The organism is Mucilaginibacter mali, assembly GCF_013283875.1.
GTDB lineage: Bacteria > Bacteroidota > Bacteroidia > Sphingobacteriales > Sphingobacteriaceae > Mucilaginibacter > Mucilaginibacter mali.
On record NZ_CP054139.1, the window covers coordinates 1,446,250 to 1,471,261 of the forward strand.

Annotated in this window: 12 protein-coding genes and 1 tRNA gene; 8 read left to right on the plus strand and 5 right to left on the minus strand. The window is 43.7% G+C overall.

The features are described from left to right. The first annotated feature begins 22 nt into the window (after nt 1-22). Together HQ865_RS06280 and HQ865_RS06285 are read left to right on the plus strand one after the other, a co-directional pair. The gene (locus HQ865_RS06280) at nt 23-8,590 is read left to right on the plus strand and encodes an FG-GAP-like repeat-containing protein (protein ID WP_173414073.1); all 8,568 of its coding nucleotides are present in this window, start codon (nt 23-25) and stop codon (nt 8,588-8,590) included. Then, on the plus strand, nt 8,587-9,288 hold the full coding sequence (locus HQ865_RS06285) for a hypothetical protein (RefSeq protein ID WP_173414074.1): 702 nt from the start codon (nt 8,587-8,589) through the stop codon (nt 9,286-9,288). The genes HQ865_RS06280 and HQ865_RS06285 overlap by 4 nt, the downstream gene beginning before the upstream one ends. A gap of 562 nt (nt 9,289-9,850) precedes the next feature. Here the strand turns inward: HQ865_RS06285 and HQ865_RS06290 are convergent. Next, nucleotides 9,851-12,835 carry a DEAD/DEAH box helicase gene (locus tag HQ865_RS06290; RefSeq protein ID WP_237073756.1) on the minus strand — a complete coding sequence of 995 codons (2,985 nt, stop codon included), beginning with the start codon at nt 12,833-12,835 and terminating at the stop codon, nt 9,851-9,853. Between the two features lie 86 nt (nt 12,836-12,921). Here HQ865_RS06290 and HQ865_RS06295 point away from each other — a divergent pair, with 86 nt between their 5' ends. Continuing rightward, on the plus strand, nt 12,922-13,917 hold the full coding sequence (locus HQ865_RS06295; protein ID WP_173414075.1) for a PDDEXK nuclease domain-containing protein: 996 nt from the start codon (nt 12,922-12,924) through the stop codon (nt 13,915-13,917). 59 nt (nt 13,918-13,976) lie between these two features. Here HQ865_RS06295 and HQ865_RS06300 read toward each other — a convergent pair whose 3' ends face one another. From HQ865_RS06300 to hscB, 3 genes are all read right to left on the minus strand, one after another. Further along, nucleotides 13,977-14,492 carry a DUF6155 family protein gene (locus tag HQ865_RS06300; protein WP_173414076.1) on the minus strand — a complete coding sequence of 172 codons (516 nt, stop codon included), beginning with the start codon at nt 14,490-14,492 and terminating at the stop codon, nt 13,977-13,979. A gap of 98 nt (nt 14,493-14,590) precedes the next feature. Continuing rightward, nucleotides 14,591-14,674: transfer RNA gene (locus tag HQ865_RS06305), tRNA-Leu, on the minus strand. Nucleotides 14,675-14,698: 24 nt separating this feature from the next. Continuing rightward, complete coding sequence (gene hscB / locus HQ865_RS06310; RefSeq protein WP_173414077.1) at nt 14,699-15,223, minus strand: Fe-S protein assembly co-chaperone HscB; 525 nt, start codon at nt 15,221-15,223, stop codon at nt 14,699-14,701. Nucleotides 15,224-15,335: 112 nt separating this feature from the next. On the opposite strand from hscB, the gene kdsA reads away from it, so the two are divergent. Next, nucleotides 15,336-16,112, plus strand: a complete 777-nt coding sequence (kdsA, locus tag HQ865_RS06315) for a 3-deoxy-8-phosphooctulonate synthase (protein ID WP_173414078.1) — start codon at nt 15,336-15,338, stop codon at nt 16,110-16,112. A gap of 3 nt (nt 16,113-16,115) precedes the next feature. Here kdsA and HQ865_RS06320 read toward each other — a convergent pair whose 3' ends face one another. Further along, entirely contained in the window at nt 16,116-18,905 is a 2,790-nt protein-coding gene (locus HQ865_RS06320) for a SusC/RagA family TonB-linked outer membrane protein (RefSeq protein ID WP_173414079.1), read from the minus strand. A gap of 118 nt (nt 18,906-19,023) precedes the next feature. Here HQ865_RS06320 and HQ865_RS06325 point away from each other — a divergent pair, with 118 nt between their 5' ends. From HQ865_RS06325 to HQ865_RS06340, 4 genes are all read left to right on the plus strand, one after another. Next, the gene (locus HQ865_RS06325; RefSeq protein ID WP_173414080.1) at nt 19,024-19,959 is read left to right on the plus strand and encodes a KpsF/GutQ family sugar-phosphate isomerase; all 936 of its coding nucleotides are present in this window, start codon (nt 19,024-19,026) and stop codon (nt 19,957-19,959) included. Nucleotides 19,960-20,048: 89 nt separating this feature from the next. Then, nucleotides 20,049-21,368, plus strand: coding sequence for a nucleotide sugar dehydrogenase (locus HQ865_RS06330; protein ID WP_173414081.1), 1,320 nt, complete (start codon nt 20,049-20,051; stop codon nt 21,366-21,368). A gap of 80 nt (nt 21,369-21,448) precedes the next feature. Continuing rightward, nucleotides 21,449-23,914 carry an SLBB domain-containing protein gene (locus tag HQ865_RS06335; protein WP_173414082.1) on the plus strand — a complete coding sequence of 822 codons (2,466 nt, stop codon included), beginning with the start codon at nt 21,449-21,451 and terminating at the stop codon, nt 23,912-23,914. 28 nt (nt 23,915-23,942) lie between these two features. Continuing rightward, nucleotides 23,943-25,010 (plus strand): Wzz/FepE/Etk N-terminal domain-containing protein, encoded by a 1,068-nt coding sequence (locus HQ865_RS06340; protein ID WP_173414083.1) that lies wholly within the window; start codon nt 23,943-23,945, stop codon nt 25,008-25,010. The last annotated feature ends 2 nt before the right edge of the window (nt 25,011-25,012 follow it).

The following is a 25,012-nucleotide window of genomic DNA, read 5'->3' on the forward strand; positions in this document are numbered from 1 at the left end:
ATATTTGGTAAAAATATCTTTTGTGGTCAAACCTCTACTTTATTACTTCCTGATCTTTATCACCTTTTCCGGATTTGCACAAGCGCCGGTGGTTAATTCTTTTAACCCGGTAGCTGCAAATGTTGGGGCAACCATAACCATTTCTGGGGCCAATTTTAATGGAAGCGCGGCCGGAAACCTGGTGCTTTTTGGCACTTCGAAAGCTACGGTTTCGGCGGCAACAGCCAATAGCCTGACGGTAATTGTGCCAGCCGGTGCCACGTACGATCATATTTCGGTATTGAACAGCGATAACCATCTATCAGGCAGTTCGGCTGCCGCGTTTATACCCACCTTCAGTACCAGTAATAAGGGAAACAAGCCCGCGCTTGATCCGGAGTTTAATATTACCAGGGCTTTCGGGCCGCTTTCAGTAGCAGCGGGCGATATTGATGGCGATGGCAGGCCCGATCTTGTCTTCACTAATTCGGAGACCAATGTGATCTCGGTTATGCGTAATACCGCCACAGTAGGCACTCTTTTTAATGATGCCTCATTTGCTATAAAGGCAGATTTTGCCACCGGCAAGCAACCATCAGCGGTAAAGCTTTATGATATGGATGGTGATGGCAGGCCGGATCTCGTGGTGAATAATATTGCCGACCGAACGATATCTGTTTTTCGTAATACGGCAGCGCCAGGAAATATCAATACAAATTCCTTTGCCCAACGTATGGATTATCCTGTCGGTGCCATGCCGCTTTCCTTTTGCATCGGCGATATGGATGGCGATGGGAAACCTGATATACTGGTGGCTAACCAGGCTGATAATACCGTTTCGTTTTTGCGGAACGCGTCGGTACCCGGTGGTTTTACTAATGCCAGCTTTAGTAAAACAGATCTCCCGGTTATCTCTTCGCCGGCAAGCATCGCTACCGGTGATATAGACGGCGACGGCAAGCCGGATATGGTAATCACCAATACAGTCCTTGGTGTAGGTAATGATAATAATATCGCTATTTACCGAAATGCCGGCGGCAATGGAGTTAACACAGCCTTGTTTGCCCCTGGTTTTGAAATGCAGTATACCGAGGGAGCTCCTGTCGCGGTAGCCCTTGCCGACCTGGATAACGATCAAAAACAGGACTTGCTAATTACCACTTCGTATGCCAAACTCATCGTATATCAAAATAACGCCACGCCGGGTGTCCTTAACGCAGGTTCGTTTGCTGCACCGGTAGGTTTTAACGTACAAAGCAGCCCACCGGGCGCAATCGCGATCGGCGATATGAATGGTGATGGTAGGCCGGATGTTTTTTTGGGTGCCGGTCGGATGTATCCACCATGGCTGCTGACCAATACTTCGACCAAAGGTTTTATAGATGCCGGCAGCCTTTTAACCGATGGATATGTTACCCAGTACGGATCGGCGGTGGCCATCGCCGATATGGACGGCGATCATAAGCCGGATATGATAACAGTGAATCCCAATAACGGGGTTATTTCAATTGTGCGTAATATCACCACCGACGTGCCGCCCGTTATAACAGGCGTAATACCGTCCAGCGCCCCGGTTGGGAGTACGATAACTATTAGCGGGAATAATTTTAATGGCGACAAGGACGCAAACACGGTGACATTTGGTACGGTAAATGCCAAAATACTTTCGGCAAACGCTTCACAATTGCAGGTAACCGTACCTGCTGGCGCAGCTTATCAACCCATCAGCGTAACCAACACACCCGCGGCCCTAACCGCTTTTAGCCGCTTGCCATTTAATCCCACCTTCTCTGGTAAAAATAGCATTGCCGCTACAGATTTTGATACACCAGTGGAAATCCCCTCTGGTAATTCGACGTACAGCTTCCTGGCTAATGCCTTTACCTTTAACGATATTGATGGCGATGGTAAGCCGGACCTTCTGGTGGAAGATGGTGACAAAGTATTATACATTTATCCTAATATCGCTTCGGCAGGCAAGGTAACTAAAGCCTCATTCGGCCCGCCGGTTAGCATACAGGTGGCCTCAAACTCACCGATCACCAGTATTAACTCGGCCGATATGAACGGCGATGGCAAGCCGGATGTATTGATAGGGTATGACAGCGGCAAGATATTGATCCTCCTGAATAATTCCAGGCCGGGAAACTTTTCCTTCGGTGCCATCGCAGGCTATAAAAACCAGGATGGGAATTATTATAACCTGGTTGCCGATGTTGATCTTGATGGCAAGCTGGATATTGGGCGCCTAAGTCCGTCCACCGCTTCGCTTATTACCAACCTGATTTTAGACTACAGTTACATGTCGGCCGACCCGTATAAGGGCAGAACCGTTTCCAATCAGGGTTCGCCCGGCGGTATGGCCATTGCTGACGTGGATGGAGATGGCCGGCCCGATCTGATCGTGACGGAGCGGGACAAGGCCGTTGTTTCGGTATATCAGAATGTGAGCGACCAACCCCTTTACGGGAATCCCAATTATAATTTAGCCCCCAAGGTAAGTTTCGCTACCGGAACAGCCCCCTATGCAATAAAAGTGGCCGATATCGACGGAGATGGCAATCCCGACCTGGTTATCGCAAGCCAGTCCGCCAATGAAGTATACGTTTTACGCAATACCGCGGTAAAAGGCAGCATTTCGGCGAGTTCGTTTGCTCCTAAGGCAGTTTATAACACCACGGCGGCGGGTGCGGCATTGAGTATTGCCGATATAGACGGGGATGGTAAACCCGATATCGTTGTCAACACCAGCGCGGGCATTAGTATATTGCGCAATCAGGCAACGGCCGGAACCATTGGGGCCGCATCATTTGCTCCCCACACGGATATTGCAGGTACGCTGGCCGGTCGGGTAGAAATGGTTGATGTGGATGGCGACGGCCTGCCTGATATAGCCGGGCTTAACAGCACAACCAAAGCCATTGTTATTTATCGTAATGACCCGCTGAGCGCTACACTACAGATTAAGGCAAGCACGGGTAAAACGATATTTAATTACGCCAGTACGTCAGCGCCCGCGCCAATAATTGTTGATGCCGGAATAACTGTGGCCGACGCCGGAAATTCAAAGCCGCGCAGCGGTACAATATCCATCGCTAATTTCGTGGCAGGTAACGATGTCCTGGCTTTGATTTCGAATCCCGCTTCGATGGGGGATATCACCGCTAAATTCAATACAGGCAATGGTGTTTTGTCGCTTTCATCAGTGGCGGGTGCAAGCATTGCACAATGGCAGGCGGCCCTAAAAGCCGTCACCTATGTTAACCGAAATACCACTAACCCTGACCTGTCTGACAGAACCATCGGCTTTGTTTTGAATAATGGGGCTATTGGCAGTAATACCGAAACAAAGACGCTCGGCTTTATCAATAACTCCGACGCCCGTTTGAGCAACCTGCAACTGAAATTTGGCAACCTTACGCCGGCTTTTAATCCCGATAGTTTGAACTATAAATTCCTTATCGGTAGCAATGCCAGCCCAATGACGATTACCGCCACTGCCGCGGTTGGAAGTGCCACCATAAAAGTTAATAATGTAGTTGTCGCCAGCGGTACAGCAACAAACGACCTGGTACTTAACACCGGCGACAATACCTTTAGTTTCGTTGTTACGGCTGCCGATGGAATTACACAACGTACTTATACCGTGGTATTCACTAAAGTGGCAGTAGCGCAGGCCTTATCAGTACCGGCAACGGCAACCGTTAAATATGGTACTTCATATTACCAGGTGGATGTAGCCAAAACAACAAGCTTTCAACCCGTCTCTTACACAAGTAGCAACAGCGATGTTGCTACTATTGATGCCAGCGGTTATGTGAAGGTGCGCGGCGTGGGTACAACCACCATCACAGTCAGTCAAACCGGTTCGGCATCGGTTACCCAGCAATTCACCGTAACCCCTGCAGACCTAATTGTTACCCCCAGTAATGTTTCCATTGCCTACCTGGACAAGGTGCCCACTGCTTTTTCATTAAATTACCTGGGTTTTGTGAACGATGATAATCAATACCAGATCACCGATCCGCCGAAAGCGACAACAACCGCCACAGCAAATTCGGTAGTGGGAAAATACCCGATCACGCTGAGTGGTGGCTCCGCCCGTAATTATAAGCTGGTTTATCAGGCGGCAACACTGGCCATCACCGGTCCCGTCATCAATCCGCTTACAACGCCTGTTACACTAACCCTGGCGGCCAACGGCAGCCGGAGTGTGCAGTTATCCGACCTGGCTAAAATATCCAATAACAGTAAGGGCCTGAGCCCACCTGTCAGCATTACGCCATCCGTTCTTAACTGCGCTACGCTGGGCAAGCAAAATATCACTATCACATCTACCGATGGTAATGCGCTGAACGCGGGTGTAGCCTTCAACAGCCCCGCCAGTATCGCTATGGATGCAGCCGGTAATTATTATGTGGCTGACGCCGCAAATTATGTTATCCGTAAGATCAGCACCACGGGATTGGTGACCACCTACGCCGGAAATGGCTATAGGGGATCGGCGGATGGACCGGCTGCTACCGCGAGTTTTGGGTACCCGGTTGGGCTTGCGGTAGATGCTGAGGGAAATGTATATGTGGGAGATAATTGGTACAAGCGCCTGTGTAAGATTGATGTGAACGGGATGGTAACTACCATTGCCACTTATCCAACCGAGAATATATATTCGATGACGATCGATAGTCGTAAGAATATCTATTTTATCGGTGATGGCTCTTGCGTTTACAAAATAAGCGCTACAGGCGTGTTCAGCATGCTGGCAGGAAGTAATATACACGGGACGCCGTACCTGGGCCAGGGGATTGCCCCGGACGTATCTTTTGATGGGATCAACAGTGTATTTGTAGATGAACAGGACAATGTACTGGTGGCCGACCGGACAAGGTTGTTGAAGATACAACCCAATAATACGGTGACCACAATGCTGACGTTTTACAGCGCGGACAAGGTGATGATGGATAGCCAGCATAATTGTTACGTATACTCGTACTACAGCAGGGCCTTATTAAAATATAAATATCCTAACGCCTATGGCGAGTTGTTAGCAGGCAGCGGGACCCCGGCTTCAGAAGACGGCATTGGCGCGGGCGCTTCCGTTTTAAACATCATTAGTATGGTTGCGGACCGCTCAGGCAACGTATTGGCGATTGAGGGTAACACGCATAAAATCAGGAAGGTTACACCAGATGGTGTAGTGTCCACATTTGCAGGCAGCGGCATGGCCGGATTTTCGAACGGCGACTTAAGCGCTGGTGATAATGGCCGGGTCTTTTCGATGCAGGTGCCGGTTAATGTGAAAAGCAGGCTGGCCATAAACACCGTATATAATAATATAACGCTTACTCCCGATGCCTCGGGCAAAGTGCTGATGCCCGACTACGCGTCGTCGGCAAATGTGGGCAGCAGTTGCCCCAATGCCGGTATAAAGGTTGCTCAATCTGTACTGGCAGGTACGGTATTGCCGCCAAACACGGCGGTAACCGTTACCATAACCGCAACAGACGATACCGGCGCTAAGGACGAAAAAGTATTTAACGTTACAGCAACGGCTTCGCCAATTCAACTCACCGCCAATACCGGGCCTATCGTGCTGAAACTGGATAAAGCGACAACCAGCAAAAAATTGGTAGCGGCAGACCTGGTTAAAGCGAATAGCCCTGCCGCAGTGTTTACCTTTGCACCCGCGGTGCTCGACTGTTCTACACTGGGGCCGCAAACCATCAAGGTCAGCGCCGCGAGTAACGCGCAGGGTACCCCGGCATCTGTTAGGTTTGACCGGCCCTATGGCATCACGATAGACCCGGCGGGGAACATTTATTTTACAGAAAATAATTTATCATCCGTCCGGAAGATTAGTACCACAGGGGACGTAAGTACCTTAGCGGGGGGCAGAGGCCAGGGTTTTGCGAATGGTACGGGAACCGCGGCGCTTTTTAATTCGCCCTACGGCATCGCTACAGATGCAGGTGGCAACGTATACGTAGCCGATTATCAGAATAACAGCATCCGGAAGATCACTTCGACCGGTGTGGTTACCACGCTTGCCGGCAGCCAAAACTGGGATAATGACGGCTTCGGCACTTTGGCCAGTATAGATATGCCTTATGCTGTAGCGGTAGCGCCCGACGGCACGGTTTACGCCGGGGGCGTAAATACCAATATCCGGAAGATTACCCCTGAAGGAGTAGTTACCACTATCGCGGGCACAGGATCTGTTAACGCCACCGGCACCTCTCTTGACCTGGGCGTGGCGAACGCGATGATCTGCGATAAGCAGGGTAATGTTTACACGGCCGACCGCAGCAATTCCAGGATTATCCGCATCACGCCTTCGGGCCAGGTTAGCACCTATGTGGCTAACGTGATCAGCCCAACTGGCTTAGGTTTCGATTCGAAGGGGAACCTGTTTATTTCACAGTCTTTCAATTATACCGGCCGGATATCAAAGTGTGATACCAACGGCAACCTGAGCACTTTTTTGGATTTTTTGAACCCTTTCAGTTATATCTCCCCATCGGGCCTGGCCATCGACGCGTCGGACAATATCTACTTTACAGATACGACCAATGGGCGGATAATCAAGGTAACGCCGGCCGGCGTAATGACCTCTATTGGAGACAGTACGGCACCGCTTGATGGTAATATTGGGAACGCCATGGCGGCTACTTATGCCAGTATCGATATCCCTGTGACCGTGCTGAGTACGCCTGCGATTACCAGTAGTTACCCTAATGAGCATGTGATTGCCAATAGCACAGGAAATGCCTTATTACCCGATTATACCGTAACGGCCACAGCCACCAATAACTGTACTAACAGCAAAGTGACCTTTACCCAAACACCAGCAGCGGGCACTGTTGTTCCTGCTGGAGGACAGATTAGTGTTACCCTTACAGCTACCAATGTCGAAGGGGGGACCGATCAGCTGACCTTCCCGGTCAGCGCTACTTACTTGTCATTCAGTGCACTGCCGGCAAAAACCTATGGCGCGGCCGATTTTAGCCCAGTGGTTACCGCATCAATTACCGGCGAGATCACTTATACCAGCAGTAATACCAGGGTTGCCACCTTCGTCAATGGTAAGATACATCTTGTGGGGGCCGGTACCGCTAATATCACGGCAATATTTAACGGGAGTACGTCTGGCTCGCTGACGCAAACCTTACAGGTGAATAAAGCGCCTTTAACCATTAAGGCCAATAACGTGTCCAGGGCCTATCATGCCGATAATCCGGCGTTTACCTTCACTTATACCGGTTTTGTTAATAACGAGGATGTGAACAGCCTGGCTGCTATGCCAATAGCAACAACCACAGCGACTTACAGTTCAGACCCAGGTGGGTATTTTATTACACCAGCCGGTGCGGTGGCGGCCAACTATACCATCACTTATGCCACGGGGGTGCTGACAGTCTCCCTGCAGCCACAGATAACCAGCATATTGCCGGCGGCAGCAAAGCCGGGCGCTACCGTTGTGCTGTCAGGTATCAATATCAATAATGCAACTTCGGTATACTTTGGCGATACGCCGGCAGCTTCGTTCACGATCAACGGCAATGGCAGCATCTCGGCTGTGATCGGGTCGGGCACCTCCGGGACCGTTTCGGTTACCGGGCCGAATGGCACAGCTACTTATCCGAACTATCCGGTGGTGCAGGTGCCAGTCATTACAGCCGGTGGGCCTACTACTTTTTTTAACGGGAACAGTGTTGTATTGACGACCAGCCCTGTCAATGGTTATGCCTATCAATGGTTCAGGGACGGCTCGGCTATTACTGATGCTACATCAGCCAGTTATACGGCAACACAAAGCGGGGCATATACGGTCGGCGTCAGCATCAATGCGATCACTCAAACATCAGTCCCAATACAGGTTGCCTCGGTATTCAGCCTGCCGGCAGACAATTTTAAGGTATCGGCCACCAGCGCTACCTGTAGAGGATCGGCTAACGGTGCGATCAATATTACCGCTAAGCGGTCGCTGGCATACACGGCTACCATAACGGGTGGCGCGCTAAATAATTCTGTATCCTTTACAACTACCGGGCTGGTCGATAAACTGGCCGCGGGTACTTATAATGTTTGTATCACCGTTGCAGGACAACCCGATTATCAAAAATGCTATACCCTGGTAATCAGTGAACCCAAAGACCTCTCGGTTTATACGGCTGTAACGCCCGATCAGCATGCTATAAACCTTACCTTAACAGGTGGAACCACTTACTATATCCAGCTGAACGGGGTAAAAAGTACGGTCACCGATAGCATACTTACACTACCGCTTAAGGCCGGTACCAATCATTTGATCGTTACGACAGACAAGGCCTGCCAGGGGATCATTGAAAAATCTGTGGTGGTGGAAGATAAGGTATTGCCTTATCCCGATCCTTTTGGCGATACTTTAAGTATAAACCTGGGCTTTGAGCAGACAAGCACCGCTACCGTAGAGATCTACACATTGTTTGGCCAGCGGGTATATCAGCAGCAGTTCAATACCCCCGGCGGTACTATCCGGCTGGATGTAAGTAGCATTAAAAATACCGGTGTTTACTCGCTCCACTTACGGACCGATGCGGGGACGAGGATATTTAAGATATTTAAAAAATGAAGAACATTTGCTTGTTATTTTTAGCGCTGCTTTTCGCCTCTTCCTGCGGAAAGAAGCAATCAGATAGCCCCCCTGATCCGGTCCCTGCTGTAATAGTGCCGGGAAAAAGCAGTTTATTGCTGCCTGCGGCAAACGCGGTTTGTACTACCGGTAGTGTAGTTTCAAACACGCAAAGCGTGATCGATTTTAGCTGGACGGCCACCGATCATACAGATAGTTATACCATTGTCATCAAGAATCTGTTAACTGCGGCCACTGTACAACAAAATGTAACAACTAACCGCACACAAGCCACACTGGACCGGAATACGCCCTACTCGTGGTATGTAACTTCTACATCGTTGAGCGCTTCTGCTACTACACAGAGTGATATATCGAAATTTTATAATGCAGGCCCTGCTGTGGTGGATTATGCGCCATTCCCGGCCGAGCTAACCGCTCCTGCCTTTGCCGCGACCATCAGCGCAGGGAATATCAATTTAACGTGGAAGGGCAGTAGTACCGAAAATGATATTGCCGGTTATGATGTATACTTAGGTACAAGCAGCAACCCGCCGTTGTATAAGAACAATGTTACCGATATGTTCCTGAATAATGTACCTGTAACTGCGGGCACACAGTACTATTGGCGGGTAGCCACCAGGGACACGCAGGGAAACGCCTCAACTTCGGATACTTACCAGTTCAAAACCAACTGACCGGGCTGGGAACAAGCGCTTTTGGGGATATTAGCATTTTTGAGAGCTGGGTATAATGTTTACTTTTTGCCTGGTGCAAGCCGCTGGGAGGTGTTTAACTCACCAGTCTTTCTGCCACCCTGTCCTCCTCATCGGGCACGATTAAGAAGCGCACCTTCTATCCTAAATTTGATGATTGAACATACCAATCGCTGGTAGTGTCTTCAGATGTGAAAGATTTTAAGATAATATTGAAACTCCATTTCTAATCTGGCTGTCATCCCAGGGAGTTACGTCAAAGGAGCCATGTTTCATTAATATTTGATATATACCTTAGGTTGATGAAAATGCCCCTTTTCACGCAAATTATACCGATGCCGAGTTGGCAGGGCTATTGCGTGAAGGTGTTGACATCATAAAAAAAGGAACAATCTGTTAAGATTGTTCCTTCCTGTACCCCTCGCCCTTATATATACGAACCGATTTAGAGATCATTTGAAGCGTGTGGCAAGAATAAATTGGGGTTTAAAGAGTGATGGGACAGGATATATTGATAAATAACGTATTAACTATTGCTTTTTTTTTAGAATAGTTTTTCTTCCAATAAGTCTTTCCATATAATTAAACCTTTATTGTCATCCGAATAATTATGTACAATGCGGCTAAAATGTTCGGGATTAGTTTCAAGATATTGTTGACGGCCTTTTGTCCTTATTTGGCCGAGCAAGCTGTCTATTCGCTTTACACCCCGTTCCAGTTCGTAAATAGATTTTTCAATGTGCCATATATAAGTTGCTTCTTCAGTATCTAATGTTTCCCATACCAAGTGATATTGATTATTGCCAGAAAGCAGAAACATAAATGAAAATGGCTCCAATACAAAGCGGAGCTTTAATATAGATCGTTCATGTTTCTGAGAAAGATACCGAAGATGGCGATGGTGTTTATATTGTTTAAATGTCAGTATATTTTCAAGTAAATCATCTTCGTTGGTATAAACTAATTGCTCGTTGCCGCCTTGCACTTGCCCGACGTTCAATAGATTTTCTTCGCCGGCCAGGGCACCTTTTATAATCTCTTTATTTAAAAACCGGAACTTTACACTTTCAATAACCTCGTGATTTATTTTATCAAGGTCGTTTGAGGTCGCTGATTTAAAGACTAATCTGTTATATTGGAACGTAGCTCGGATACTGACTAACACAGTTGTGCTTTTTAGAAATCGAATAAAATACGGTTTAAGTACGGTGAACTCCGGTCTGATATTTAAATTCTCTATTTCAAACTCAACCTCTTTATTATTAAAATCGGCAATGACATGTTTAAAAGTAATACTGCCAAATCTAAATTCTAATTGTTCGATTGTTACCTCGATTTTCTTATTTATTTGACCACTTACTATTTCGCTTTCATCTATTGGATTTGTTAGGCCGCTTTTATCAAGTTTTTTATAGTACAGGTTTCTTTTCTGAAATAGTTTTTCGAGGTAGCTAATCTTATGGTCCCGATAATCATAGATAACGGGCGATACTTCTGATCTTCGTACCCTGCCGATATATTGAATGAGCTTACCCTCAAAAGCGAATGGGTAAACTAAAAATAAACACGCTATATTGTGAATATCAGTCCCTTCCCCAAAATACTGGCCCGTTGTGATCAGCACCTGAAAATCACCTTTATTTATGGCCGCCCACTTAGATTTTTTACTTATGTCAGAATCTTCGCCACTCAATGCAATAGTGTCGTATTGTTGTTTCAAATATTGTTGAAGCGAACCAATATGCTCCTTTCGCTCTGTTATTATAACAGCTTTCTTACCTAAATTCAATTGCGAAACTACGTCATTCAAAATAAGTTGGTTCCGCACGGAATCATGTATCAAGATCTTAAAAAGGGTTTCAAACTTATCTGTCTTAATGTTGAATGGAACAAACAGGTCGGTATCTCTAACAATGATCTGACTACCAATTTGGTTTTGTACTTCTGGCGCTTTGACCTCATGGATGATCTCGCCCAAATAAATAAATATTAGGTTACCATCATTATATTTTCTGAATGGTGTAGCAGTCAACCCGTACATGTAACAACTATTCAGTTTTCCGATAACCCGCTGATAGGTTTCCGCTGGGATATGGTGGCACTCATCAATAATAACAGTACCAAAGGCATTGTTTAATTCCGGGGATTCTGCTGCATTCAGCGCTTTTTCCATACTTTGTATCATGGCGACTGTGATGCGTTTGCCTATTTTATTTTTCCCCTGTCCAATACGTCCTATGTCTTTTTTCGGGATACCCAAGAACGACTCTACACGATCTATCCATTGATCAGCCAACTGCTTACGATGAACTAAAATGAGTGCCGGTTGCTGTTTGTCTTTTGTGATAGCTAAACTCAATACCGTTTTACCAGAGCCGGGTGGAGCAACAATAACTCCAAAGTCTTTTTTTGTAGCTGCCTGCTGCGCTGCCAGTTGATACTCCCGTAATGTTATAGCGCCTTTGAATTTGATCGTTTCCGTCTTTTTTCTTTGATCCTCAAAGTTATACTCAATTTGCTGTTCTTTACAAAAACGTAATAATCTACCAATAAAACCTCTTGGAACAGTGATCGATTCGGAGGTTTCGTTAAGTAATTTAAAATAACGCTTTATACCAAATGTATTTTTGTTAATGTTCTTTTTTACCTGGTATTCAGTATTGGCAAAGTTTAACTCCTCCTTTAAAAAAGCTATAAGTGCAACAGGTAATCCTGCCCTGCCAATGTGAATTTCATTACGTAACACAATTGACAACTTTCCTGTAATGGGGTGCTCCTTTTGAAACAGCCCTGTAGAAATTTCATCCTGATGGGTTTGATCTTTATAGATAGAATTGAGTTGGCTTATTGTGATCCTTTTAATCGTTTTTAAAAATGCCCACTGGTCATCAAATGACTGTAAGGTTTCAGGATCAATAAAACAGCTATTGCCATTACTCAAACTTATTTTGTTTAAAGGTAGGGCGATCAGGTTACCTAAGCCCTTTTTCGAGTGATAATCCTGATTCGGAAAAAGCCGGTCGAAACTTGAGTTTTTATCGAACACAGAAATAATCCCTGATTTCTGCAATAGCGACAGCACTATTTTTCTGCTTCTAAATGCCTCATACGGTTCTTCAAAAAATACCCATACGTGGCCGCCTTTTCCTGAACGCGAACGCTCTAAGTAGGCAGGTATATCATGTTCCTCACAAATTTTAATAAATGCGCGGCATTCTTCTATCCAATCTGCTTCATCAAAATCTGCCGCAATAAACCACGATGTGTTATCTTGCAGTAAGGGATAAAGGCCGACGACCTGTTCTCCTTTGAAATGTTTAATTAAATGATTGTCTGTTAATGTCTCGTAAGTTTTATCAGCAAAAGTTTGAAAAGTACCGCCCTTCATTTGATGCAGCCGATATCGATGAGGATCAAAATTATATGCGGGCATATAGCTGCCTTTACCACCTTTTTCCCGTCTAAGTGCAAATACATCTTCTCTACCTTTAAATAAGGACTTGTATAAACTCAATCGATCATCTTTCATCAAAGGTGGATGTTTAGCTAATATTCAAATTTAGGTAAACCGCCTGTATTTTGTAAATTTGACAATTACCTAAAATTCAAATTACTATGCTTATCAATAAATTGGTAATTGCTGACATCCAAGCTATAATTCTTCAGGCTAAAGACAACGCGATCCGACTGGTTGACCATGAACGTACATTAATGTATTGGCAAATTGGGCAACGTATTTTTGAAGAAGAACAGCAAGGAAAAGACCGGGCCGATTATGGCAACTACTTAACTAAATTTATTGCTGAGCAATTAGAACCGGAATATGGTAGCGGTTTTTCTAAACGCCAAATAGAATTATTTCGGCAATTTTATAGGACATTCCCAATTGCGAATACAGTGTATTCGCAATTGAGCTGGAGCCAGTATAAAGTTATTATCAGGCTTGATAGTCAAGATAAGCGCGACTTTTATGTAGCTGAAACAATTAAGAATAATTGGACGGTACGCCAATTAGAACGTCAAATCCATAGTAGCCTATGGGAAAGGTTATTGATGAGCAATGATAAAGATAGTGTATTAGCTGTTGCTCGGGATGAAAGACAACCGTCTGATGCCAAAGAGATCATTAAAGACCCTATGTATCTTGAATTTTTAGGATTACACCGTGAGGCTTCTTACTATGAAAAAGACCTGGAACAAGCCATTATTACACACTTGCATGATTTCTTGTTGGAAATGGGTAACGGCTTCGCTTTTGTTGCAAGGCAAAAGCGATTACATATTGAGGGAGATGAGTTTTTTATTGATCTTGTTTTTTACAACCGCCTCCTACAATGCTTCGTAATTATAGAGATTAAGACCTCAAAATTCACTCACCAAGACATTGGTCAACTACAGATGTACGTCAACTATTATGACAGGTACGAAAAGAAAGACTTTGAAAATCCAACCATAGGTATCTTATTATGTGCTGAAAAGAACAACGCTGTTGTTAAAATATCCTTGCCTGAAAATAATAAGACCATTTTTGCAAGTGAATATAAATTGTACCTGCCTACTGAGGAACAGCTAATAGCAGAAGTTAAAAAAGAGATAGATAGTAGAAGTTAAGAAAGATATGAATATCACTTTCAACTTACGGTAAGTGCTTGATAATTTATCAGGTGTTATTATTCGTCATCATAAAATTGGTAATAAATATCAATCAAGCAATCGTGAAAACCCCATCCTATGTTAATAGTATTATCTATAATCTTACTTGCTCTATCATAAAACGTATCCAATAAAGCCTCACTCTTCATAAACTTCAAAGCTGCGAGATAAGTAGACTCCATACTTGAATAAAAAGGCTCGTTAATGTCTCCAAAATCATTAGTAAATTGTACACCAGTTTCTACATAAAAAAGCATTATGTCTGCAATCCATTGCGAAGAAGTTCCTAATTTTTTGAAATCAGTTATAGCCTGTTTGCCATCTTTAAGGTTATAATTAAAACCTCGTTTTGGATAAAATGCTTCATAAACCTTATTGCGGTATTTGTTGAATAGCTCATTTTCATTCGGAGTTGCATAGAAATCAAGAAATTCTTTAACAGATTTGTTTTTTGTGTATAAATCCGCAATAAGGTTAATGAGTTTGTCTTTGTCAAGCTTTCTTAGTTCCTTTTTTACATCACTTAGTCCCATATCTATTCGAGTAATGACATCGTTATAAAAGTACAAATAGCTCCATACACAAAAAAACCGTAAGCTAAACATATGTTCAACTTACGGTAAGTGATTTGTACCCAGAGCCGGGGTCGAACCGGCACGGCCTTGCAGCCATTGGTGTTTGAGACCAACGCGTCTACCGATTCCGCCATCTGGGCATTGCCTAAACAATTGTTGCTTGTTCAGAATCGGGCTGCAAATGTATCTAAACTCTCTTTAATTCGCAACAAATATTTTTGTCTGTAGTAAATATCTGCAATTTTATTTAGCCGGTCTTCCTTTGCGGTATCGCTTAAGGTTTCATAATCAGCAGTTAAGGCATTGAGATTGTTTTGCAGGTCATTTTCAACAGCTAAGGTTTCCGCACTGATTTCGCCTAATTGGGTGGCGTTTTCTACCTCCATCAGGCGTTCGTTTATATCCATCATCTCCATTAAAAAATTACCGGGGAGTTGCGGTTTGGCGCCTTCCGATACCAGGTCATGGCTGCGCAGGATATATTCCAGGCGCTTTGCCGGGTTGCCTAATGTTTTGTAGGCTTTATTATTAAGGGTGGATAGTTCCAGTATTTCCTGTTGGCGTTCGTCGGTATCGTTGGCGTAAAAATCGGGGTGATATTCCTTGCTCAACTGGTAAAACTTCTTTTTAAGCAGGGCCTCATCCGGGTTGAATGATTCGGGTATGTCGTAAAATTCAAAGTAATTCATGGTGAGGCAAAGGTACGAAAGAACGGCTGAAGTCCTAATTAACGGTGCTTTGGTTATGAGTACCTGCTAAGGATTTTAAAAATCATATCTTTGCCGCTATAAACCAAACAGTATGTTATTCGATCAAATGCGGCAAAAGCCGTTCTTTATATTAGGCCCATGTGTAATGGAAAACCAGGATTTGCTTTATACGGTAGCCGAAAAGGTAGCCGAAGCAGGTCAGCGTTATAATGTGCCTGTGGTATTTAAATCATCGTTTGATAAAGCTAATCGCACGTCCATCCACTCGTACCGTGGGCCGGGTATTGAAAAGGGAATGGAGATGTTGCAAAAAGTAAAGGAACGTTTTAACCTGCCAACAACTACCGATATCCACGAACCTGCACAGGCGGCTATAGCTGCACAGGTGGTTGATATTTTGCAGATCCCCGCTTTCCTGTGTCGCCAAACCGACTTGTTAGTGGCAGCCGCGCAGACCGGCAAAATTGTAAATGTAAAAAAGGCACAGTTCCTGTCGGGCCAGGATATGTTCTACCCGGCGCAAAAGGTTGTTGAGGCTGGTAATACACAGGTAATACTGACCGAGCGCGGCAATATGTACGGCTATAATAACCTGGCGGTAGATTTTAGGAATGTATACGATATGAAAGCCTTTGGCTATCCCGTTTGTATGGACTGTACCCACTCGGTACAGCGCCCCGGCGGCGCAGGCGGTAAAACCGGTGGCGACCGTACCTTTGTACCCATGATGGCCCTGGCCGCAAAAGCATTCGGTGCCGATGGATATTTCATGGAAATACACCCCGATCCGGATAATGCGCTTAGCGATGGGCCCAATATGGTTAAATTGCAAGACCTGGGCAAGGTGATGCAGCCTTTAATTGCTTAATTGTTATTTTACGATGTAAGTTAAAGTTTTTCGCAATAGGTTGCCCCTAAAGTCCATCCCTTCAAGGGTAACTTTGTAGGTGCCTTCGCCATCGGCGTTAAAGTAACTGAAATTTGTTTTTCCCTGCACATCGGTAACCAGGTCGGGGTTCCAATATATGGTCGATCTCAGGTCGGTCATTTTATCGGCTTCAGATGGCGCATCGTATGCAGGCGCGTAGAATTCTTTAGTTACCGAGTATCCCCGGGCAGTAACCTTGCTTACATTAACCAGGGGAATATTCACCAACCCCTCGCCACCGCGTTTGGATGTGATCAGTATCACGCCCCAGTAACCATCGTTGCCGAAGATCGCAGTGTTTGTTTCCGAAGTTAGTATTTCTATTGCTGCAATACCATCTGTCGGTATCTCCATCAGGTCACCCAGCTGTATCCTGGCACCATCCAGCATAATCATCATTGGTTGCGATTGTGTGTCAGGATCGGCAGTAGATACCATGGCTATACCACCCTTTACGGCTTTAGGTGTAAAGGTATTGTTTTGCAAACGGTTAGTATGGCCTATGCGAAATATCCCTCCCTTTTTTACCGATATATTTGATATGCCGTAAAGTGCCATTAATAAACCGCTTTCCTGGCCAATCTTTTCCTGTGTTATTACCCTGTCTGCCGAACCTGGATTGGGGTTAACAGAGTTAGGTACTACCTTTGCCGATGTGTAGGTTTTTTGTGCCACTATTTTAACTTCTTTAAGCGGTACAACGTTTTTAAACAAACCAAACTTGTTCATTTCGATAAACCGGCTTTGGGTAGCCTTTATATATTCGTTCAGGTTTGAATTGGCAAGTGGGTTTGCAAAAACACCATAAGGTGATGCGGATTGTATAATTGGTTTACGGTCCATCACAATCTTAACATTTTTACGGTCTTTTTGATCTGTTGCACGTATAGTGGCTCTTACGGTATCAGTAAAATGCAGGTTTCTAAAAACAAAATGTCCGTTTTCGTCTGCTACTGTATCTATAATAATTGTATTATCGCCTTTACTTGCAAAGAGGGTCACTTTGCCATGAGGTACTGGTTTATCCATCAGATTAACAATTTTGCCGCCTATCGAAGGGTTTTCTTCGGGTTGATAAATTATCTGCGGAAACTTATTAGTCAGCACATCAGCCCAGTTAAAACGGCGCCAACCCTGGGTAAGTAATAATTGGTCAAGATGTTTTTGTCTGTCTGGATTTTGCGGGTTAAAATAATAGTTAGGCTGTTCTATATAGCCTTTAATATCTGATGTGAGCAAAAGGTTCGAAAGGATCGAAGTTTCATTATTTTCGTCCGGTTTTACTTTGCCCTCATCTGTAACCGATACCGAAAAATTGCCCGAAATCGGCTGTCCGCCCGCATCGGTAACGGTAATATCCATGTTTACTTTACCACGTTTGCTGTAAACTTCTTTATCGGGTTTTATAACGGACCGCAAATAGTCGTTATGGTTAATAAACACCAGTCTTTCAGCCAATGGCGTCATCTCTGCCGAAAAAAGTGTAAACTGTATAATACCTGTCGGGATGTTTTTGGCTGTTATATAACTTAGGTTAGATGCCCTGTCCATGCGGGTTTTAGCCGCGAATTGCACTACGCCATTACTTTGCCCCACAATGTACATTTCTTTCCCGTTAACCAGCGTTGCACTGGATGCTACCCTTACCGACAGAGAATCGCTGCCAATATGGTTTATGTTAAGGATATAGCCCTGTGCTTCGGCTTTTGGCAGTGCGTAGCGTTTTTCTGAACCGTCTTCGTGCTTAATAACAGCCGTATAGGTCTTGCCGGTTTGTGGCATCAGGGCAAAAACACCCATACCCGCGTGCTCCGATTTAAACTCAGCAACATGTTCGTTCTTTTCGTCGGCTATATAACCGCTGATATCTTCGCCCAGGCCGTTAGGTTTAAGCGCTTTGAAACCTACTTTGGTGCGCAGATTGTCGACAAGGTGGCCACCCTCGGGAAAAAATTGAATATTGGCAACCTGGGCAAGGGGTTTAATTACAAAATCGCGTGTAATGGTTTGCCCTTTGGCTGTAGTGAAACTTGCGTTAATAACAACGTTAGCGGTTTTATATTCATCCTTTATTAAAGCGGGAACATTTAGCAAACCATCGTTATTAGTGGTGCCGCGGCTATCCGTAATCGTTTTATCATTAACTTTTACAGTGTAGCTTACCTGCTGGTTGCTTATGGGGGTAGTGTTGTCTTTTTTAAAAATGATTTGAGCGTTAATTTGCTTGCCTGTTGGTGCGGCGTTGGCCTTATACTCCATGTTAGCGCAAATAGCGCCACCTATAGCGTTAACTACTTGTATATCTTTCCTGAAATAATAGTCGCTGCTAAAATTACTCATCCACTTAGTATAAGCGTAAATGTGGTAATTACCTGCTTTAAACGTGGTATCGCTAAGGTGTAGGTTGCCAATGGCCATACCATTTATCATTGGCAACAGCAAAGTATTGCATACCGAATCGCGGTCATCGATCATGTCCACATAAAGTATCTGGCTGTGGTTTGAAAGGTGATTTTTTTCGGCATTTACCACATAAGCCTTAAACCACACATCCTCGCCCAAACTATAAAATGGTTTATCAAAATGCAGATGCACTTTTTCCTGGGGGTAGGCTGCCGTTAATTTTTCTAAAGAAGCCAGTAATTTATCTAAAGGGGAATCCTTAAATCTGAAGGCCAGTAAAAGCAAAAAAGGTAAAATAAATAGCAGGGCGATCAGGCGTTTTTTTTTCATAGCATAAGGTATGTGGTAAGCCTAATTTACAAAAATGACACATGCAAAAAAAACTTTTGCACTTAAAATATTAGTTATATTCATAATTATACAGAATTTAGCAGCCAATTACATACTTATGAAAGACATTGCCAGGCAGGTATTCGCTACCGAAATAGAATCATTGCAGCATGTTGCGGCTTGTATCGACGATCAGTTTGCCCAGGCAGTAAACACCATTTTAACTGCTACCGGCAGGCTTATTATAGCCGGGGTAGGCAAATCGGGTATCATCGGGCAAAAAATAGCTGCGACACTAACAAGCACCGGTACCCCCAGCTATTTTCTGCATCCGGGTGAAGCTTTTCATGGCGATTTGGGCATGGTGGCCCGGCGCGATCCGGTGATACTGATCTCTTACTCGGGCGAAACCGACGAGGTATTACAGATCATCCCCTTTTTAAAATGGAACGAAAATACCATCATTGGTATAACAGGCAACCCGGCATCAACCCTGGCAAAAAACAGCAGTTACCATTTAAATATCAATGTACTGCACGAGGCTTGTCCGCTTAAGCTTGCGCCCACATCGTCAACCACGGCGGCGCTTGTAATGGGCGATGCCATAGCTGTTGCCCTGATGGAGGCCCGCCAGTTTCAGCACGAGGATTTTGCCCGTTTTCATCCCGGCGGCAGCCTGGGGCGTAAGTTACTGGTTAGAGTGAAGGATATGATGCGTACAGATAACCTGCCATTTATTGATGAAGCGGCTACATTTACCGAATTGTTGCTCCGCATGTCCGAAGGGCGCCTTGGCCTGGTAATAGTAGGCAAGGCCGACAGTATTAAAGGCATTGTTACTGATGGCGACTTGCGGCGCGCCCTGCTAAAGTTTGGTGATATCGCCCACATACACATTGCCGAAATAATGACAGCAAACCCGGTGATAGTAGAAGCAGATGAATTTATTAACCAGGCCGAACATATCATGATGGAAAAAAAGATCACAACGATATTAGTAGGTTCGGTAAAACAAAGATCGGTTAATGGCGTTTATCAAATTTATAATTCATAAAACCAGCGTATTAAATATGCGTGATATTAATTTAACATTCTCATTTAGAAATAAGGCTATATTTACGGCCTGATAAGAAAACAGTCCTAATGCCTGATCAAACAATTGCTTCGACCGATAGCTTTCTTCCTCCTGCTCATATCAGTATCGCTGTAATTGGTCTTGGATATATTGGTTTACCTTTGGCTGTTGAGTTTGCAAAAAAGGTTAAGGTTATTGGTTTTGATATCAAGCAAAGCAGGCTCGATGAACTGAATCGGGGCTTTGACCGTACGCTGGAAATAGATGAGCAGGAACTAAAGATTGTAATTGCAAACAACGGGCTAAAATTTGCTTCAAATGCAGAGGCAATACATAGTTGTAATATTTACATTATTGCCGTACCTACCCCAACAGACCGCCATAATCGTCCAGACCTCACCTTGCTTAAAAAAGCGAGTGAAACTGTAGGTAAGGTGCTTTGTAAGGGCGATGTTGTTATTTACGAGTCAACCGTATACCCGGGTGCTACCGAAGAGGTTTGTATACCCATACTTCAACAGGCTTCAGGCTTACAATATAATTTTGATTTTTTTGCTGGTTACTCGCCCGAGCGTATTAACCCTGGAGACAAGGTACATACCCTTACCAATATTTTAAAGGTAACGTCAGGTTCTACACCACGAGCGGCCGATTTTATTGACGATTTATATCGCCTGGTGGTAACTGCCGGTACCCATAAAGCGCCCAGCATAAAAGTAGCCGAAGCTTGCAAAGTAATAGAAAACTCGCAACGCGATATCAATATTGCTTTTGTAAACGAACTGGCTAAAATATTTAACATTATGGGTATCGATACCCATGCGGTATTGGAGGCTGCCGGCACCAAATGGAATTTTTTGAAATTTAAGCCAGGTTTGGTTGGCGGGCATTGCACCGGCGTCGATCCGTATTATTTAGCGCAAAAGGCGCAGGAGGTAGGTTATCACCCTGAAATTATATTGGCCGGCCGCAGGCTTAACGACGGTATGGGGACATATGTTGCCCAGGAAGTTGTTAAGCTGATGATAAAAAAAGATATAGCTGTAAAAAACGCCGATATATTAATACTGGGCTTTACGTTTAAAGAAAATTGCCCTGATGTACGTAATACACGTGTGATAGATATTATAACCGCTTTACAGGAATATGGCGCAAGTACAGAAATATACGACCCATGGGCTGACAAAGCTGAAGTTAGAAAAGAGTACGGCATTGATACAATAAATAGTGCCTCACAGTTAAGAGAAAATTACGACGTTATTATAGTAGCTGTGGCACATAACGAATTTGGCAGTTTAAATTACGCTAAATTAAAGAAGAGCAACGGTGGTATTATTTACGATTTGAAGGGAATATTACCCAATCATGTGTCAGACGCCAGATTATAGGTCGTGAGAAATAAATTAGCTATTATTGCACTTGATTAATAATAACAAACTTGTAGTATTATAAACTACAGTATTTATTTATGAAATATTTAAAAGTTTTATTTACTCTAATTATATTAATTACTGCCGCTGGAAAATTTACAACGGTAAATGCCCAAAATATTCCGGCTGGTACCAGTATCGATCAATACTCTGATGCGCAATTAAAGCTATACCTGCAGCAAGCACAAGCGCAAGGCCTGTCTGACGCGCAAATTATCCAACAGGCCCAAACTCGAGGTTTATCTGCCGATCAGGTTGCCAAATTACAGCAACGCATAGCTAGTATACGTAAGACAGGGTCAAATAATTATGTTGCGGGCGATACCACCCAAAGCCAATCGCGCAAGGTAAACTATGGCAGTGATACTATCAGTGCACAAAATAGCCTTAATAATGGCATAAAAGGCCCCCAAATATTTGGAGCCGATTTATTTAGAAATGGTACGATATCTTCTGCACCTAATTTAAGGCTGGCTACCCCGGTAAATTACATATTAGGTCCTGACGATCAGTTGCGCATTAATGTTTATGGTAATTCAATAGTTAACTGGAATTTGAATGTAACACCAGAGGGTAATATAAATATACCCGGAGTGGGCCCATTAAATGTGGTTGGCAAAACAATTGAACAAGCTACGCAAAGTATTAAAACTAAACTTGCAGTAAATAAGTACGCCATTGGTAAAGGTACCGATGTAAAAGTAACGTTGGGCGATATCCGAACCATTAAAGTAAGAGTTGTAGGCGAGGTTGTAAAACCTAATACCTATAATTTACAATCGTTCGCTACGGTATTTGACGCATTATATTCGTCTGGCGGTCCCAGTAATAACGGCACTTTCAGGCAAATTGAGATAATAAGAGGAAATCAGATCATCCGCAAACTGGATGTGTATGATTTTATAGTAAGTGGCAGCCAAAAAGATAACATCAGTCTGAAAGATCAGGATATCATACGTGTACCCACTTATCGTACAAGAGTTGAATTATCAGGCGAGGTGAAGATCCCCGCTTTGTTTGAAGTATTGCCTGGTGAAACGTTGCAAAATGTGATTGATTTTGCCGGCGGTTTTACCGAGCAGGCATATACCGCCCGCATAAAAGTACAACAGGTTAGTGATCAGCAACGGCGCTTGGGCGATATTATTGAAAGTGATTATAAAAACTATATTCCTTTAAGGGGCGATAAGTATATTGTAGATAAGATACTTGACAGATATGAAAACCGCGTTACCATAAGCGGCGCCGTATTCAGGCCCGATCAATATGAACTGCAAAAAGGATTAACAATATCGCAATTAATAAAAAATGCAGGCGGTATAAAGGAAGACGCGTTTACCGGGCGTGGTAATATTACCCGTTTAAAGCCCGATAATACTACAGAGCAGGTATCTTTTGATGTTTTAGGGGTTATCAATCACACAGTGCCTGATATAACACTGCAAAGGGAAGACGTAGTTAACATAGCGTCGATATTTGATTTGCGCGATAAGTATACTGTCAATATTCAGGGTGAAGTTAGGAATGCCGGCCAGTTTGCATATGAGGAGAACATGACAGTCCAGGATCTTATCATTAAGGCAGGCGGCCTTAGCGAAGGTGCAAGCCCAAAGCGCATTGAGGTTGCCCGCCGTGTAACTGATAGCAACCCGTTGGCAACTAATAGTTATGTTGCAAAGGTATTCAACATCGATATCGACCCTACATTAAAAAACGGCGATACCAATTTTAAACTTGTGCCATATGACCAGGTTTCAGTTTATATGTTACCGGGGTACCAGGCACAAAAAACAGTTAAGATTGAAGGAGAGGTTTTGTTGCCCGGACCTTATACCATCGAGAAAAAAAATGAAAAAATATCTGATATAATTGTAAGGGCAGGAGGTTTAACTGCGTCAGCTGACGTAGAAGGCGGCACGCTTAAACGTAGTAATATTGCAATATTAGGTATAGATAAAAGTAAAGTAGATACAACAGGTATCGAAAAGGAGCATGCAAACCAGATTAAAAGGTTACAACAGGCTAACAAAGCCACAACAAATATAGATAGCTTGCAAACCAGGAATGATTACGTAGGCATTGATTTGAAGAAGATACTTGAAAAGCCCGGTACCAGTTCAGACCTGATTTTGGAAGATGGCGATATTTTACGGATCCCCAAAAAGCAGCAAATTGTAAGGGTTAATGGCGAAGTTCTGTATCCTAGTGCCGTTGTGTTTGAAAAAGGCAAAGCATTTAGCAGTTATGTTTCTAATGCAGGAGGATACTCTCCAAAAGCGTTAAAAAGCAGGGCATATATAGTATATCCTAACGGCACTGTAAAGGGGACACATAAATTTCTATTTTTTAATAGCCATCCAAGCGTCAGACCAGGTAGCGAAATATATGTTCCTTTAAAGCCAGAAAAAAAGGGGCTGGGTGCTACAGAAGTTGTAGGTATAACAACAGGGGTGGCCTCTATAGGGGCTGTATTGCTGGGGGTGATAACCCTTATGAAGAAATAAAAATTACATAACAATTGGATTATAATACATGGAAAACACTGGAGATGACAAAGAGATATCTTTAAAAGATGTTGTCATCAAATTGAAAGAATGGGTAGAATTCCTTTTCTCAAAATGGCCGACAATTGTTATTATGTGTGTTATAGGCGCTATACTGGGTATAACTTACGCATATATAAAAAAGCCCATATATAAAGCACAATTAAGTTTCGCATTGGAGGATGATAAAGGGAGTAGCGGACTTTCTGCAGCAGCCGGTTTGGCAAGTCAATTCGGATTTGACATTGGTGGCGGCGGTGGCGGCGCATTTTCTGGCGATAACTTAATGGGGCTTATGAAATCGCGGTATATGGTAGAGAAAGCCTTACTTACATCTGTCAATATAAAAGGGAAAAAAGAAACACTTGCAGAGTATTATATTATTTTCAATAAGTTGCGTGATAATTGGAAGAATAAGCCTCAATTAGCCAGAATTCATTTTCTACCCGATGTTAACAGATCCACATTTTCTTTACAGCAAGACAGTTTATTAGGGGAAATTTATCGGGCGATAACAAAAACCGATCTAACAGTAGATAAAACAGATAAAAAGCTAAGTATTGTTAATATAGCAATGGCTTCTGAAAATGAATTATTTGCAAAATACTTTGTCGAAAATATAGCAAAAACAGTTTCGGATTTCTACGTGACCACTAAAACTAAAAAATCTGAACAAAATGTTAGTATTCTTCAGCATCAAACAGATTCGGTGAAGAATGAACTAAATAATGACCTTGGTGGCGTTGCTTCCTCAATCGATGCAACACCTAATATAAATCCGGCCCGTCAGATACTCAGAACCCCATCACAATATAGACAGGTGAAGGTAGTTGCAGACCAGGCAATACTAACAGAGCTTGTAAAAAATCTGGAAGTATCAAAGATAGCTTTAAGAAAAGAAACCCCCCTCATACAAATTATAGATACCCCTATCCTGCCGTTGGAAAAGGAAAAGGTAGGGAGGTTGAAGGGAGCAATATTAGGTGGAGGGATAATGGGCTTTTTGACAGTTTGCTTTTTTTTATTAAAAAGACTAATAATCGACTTATTAAAATAACT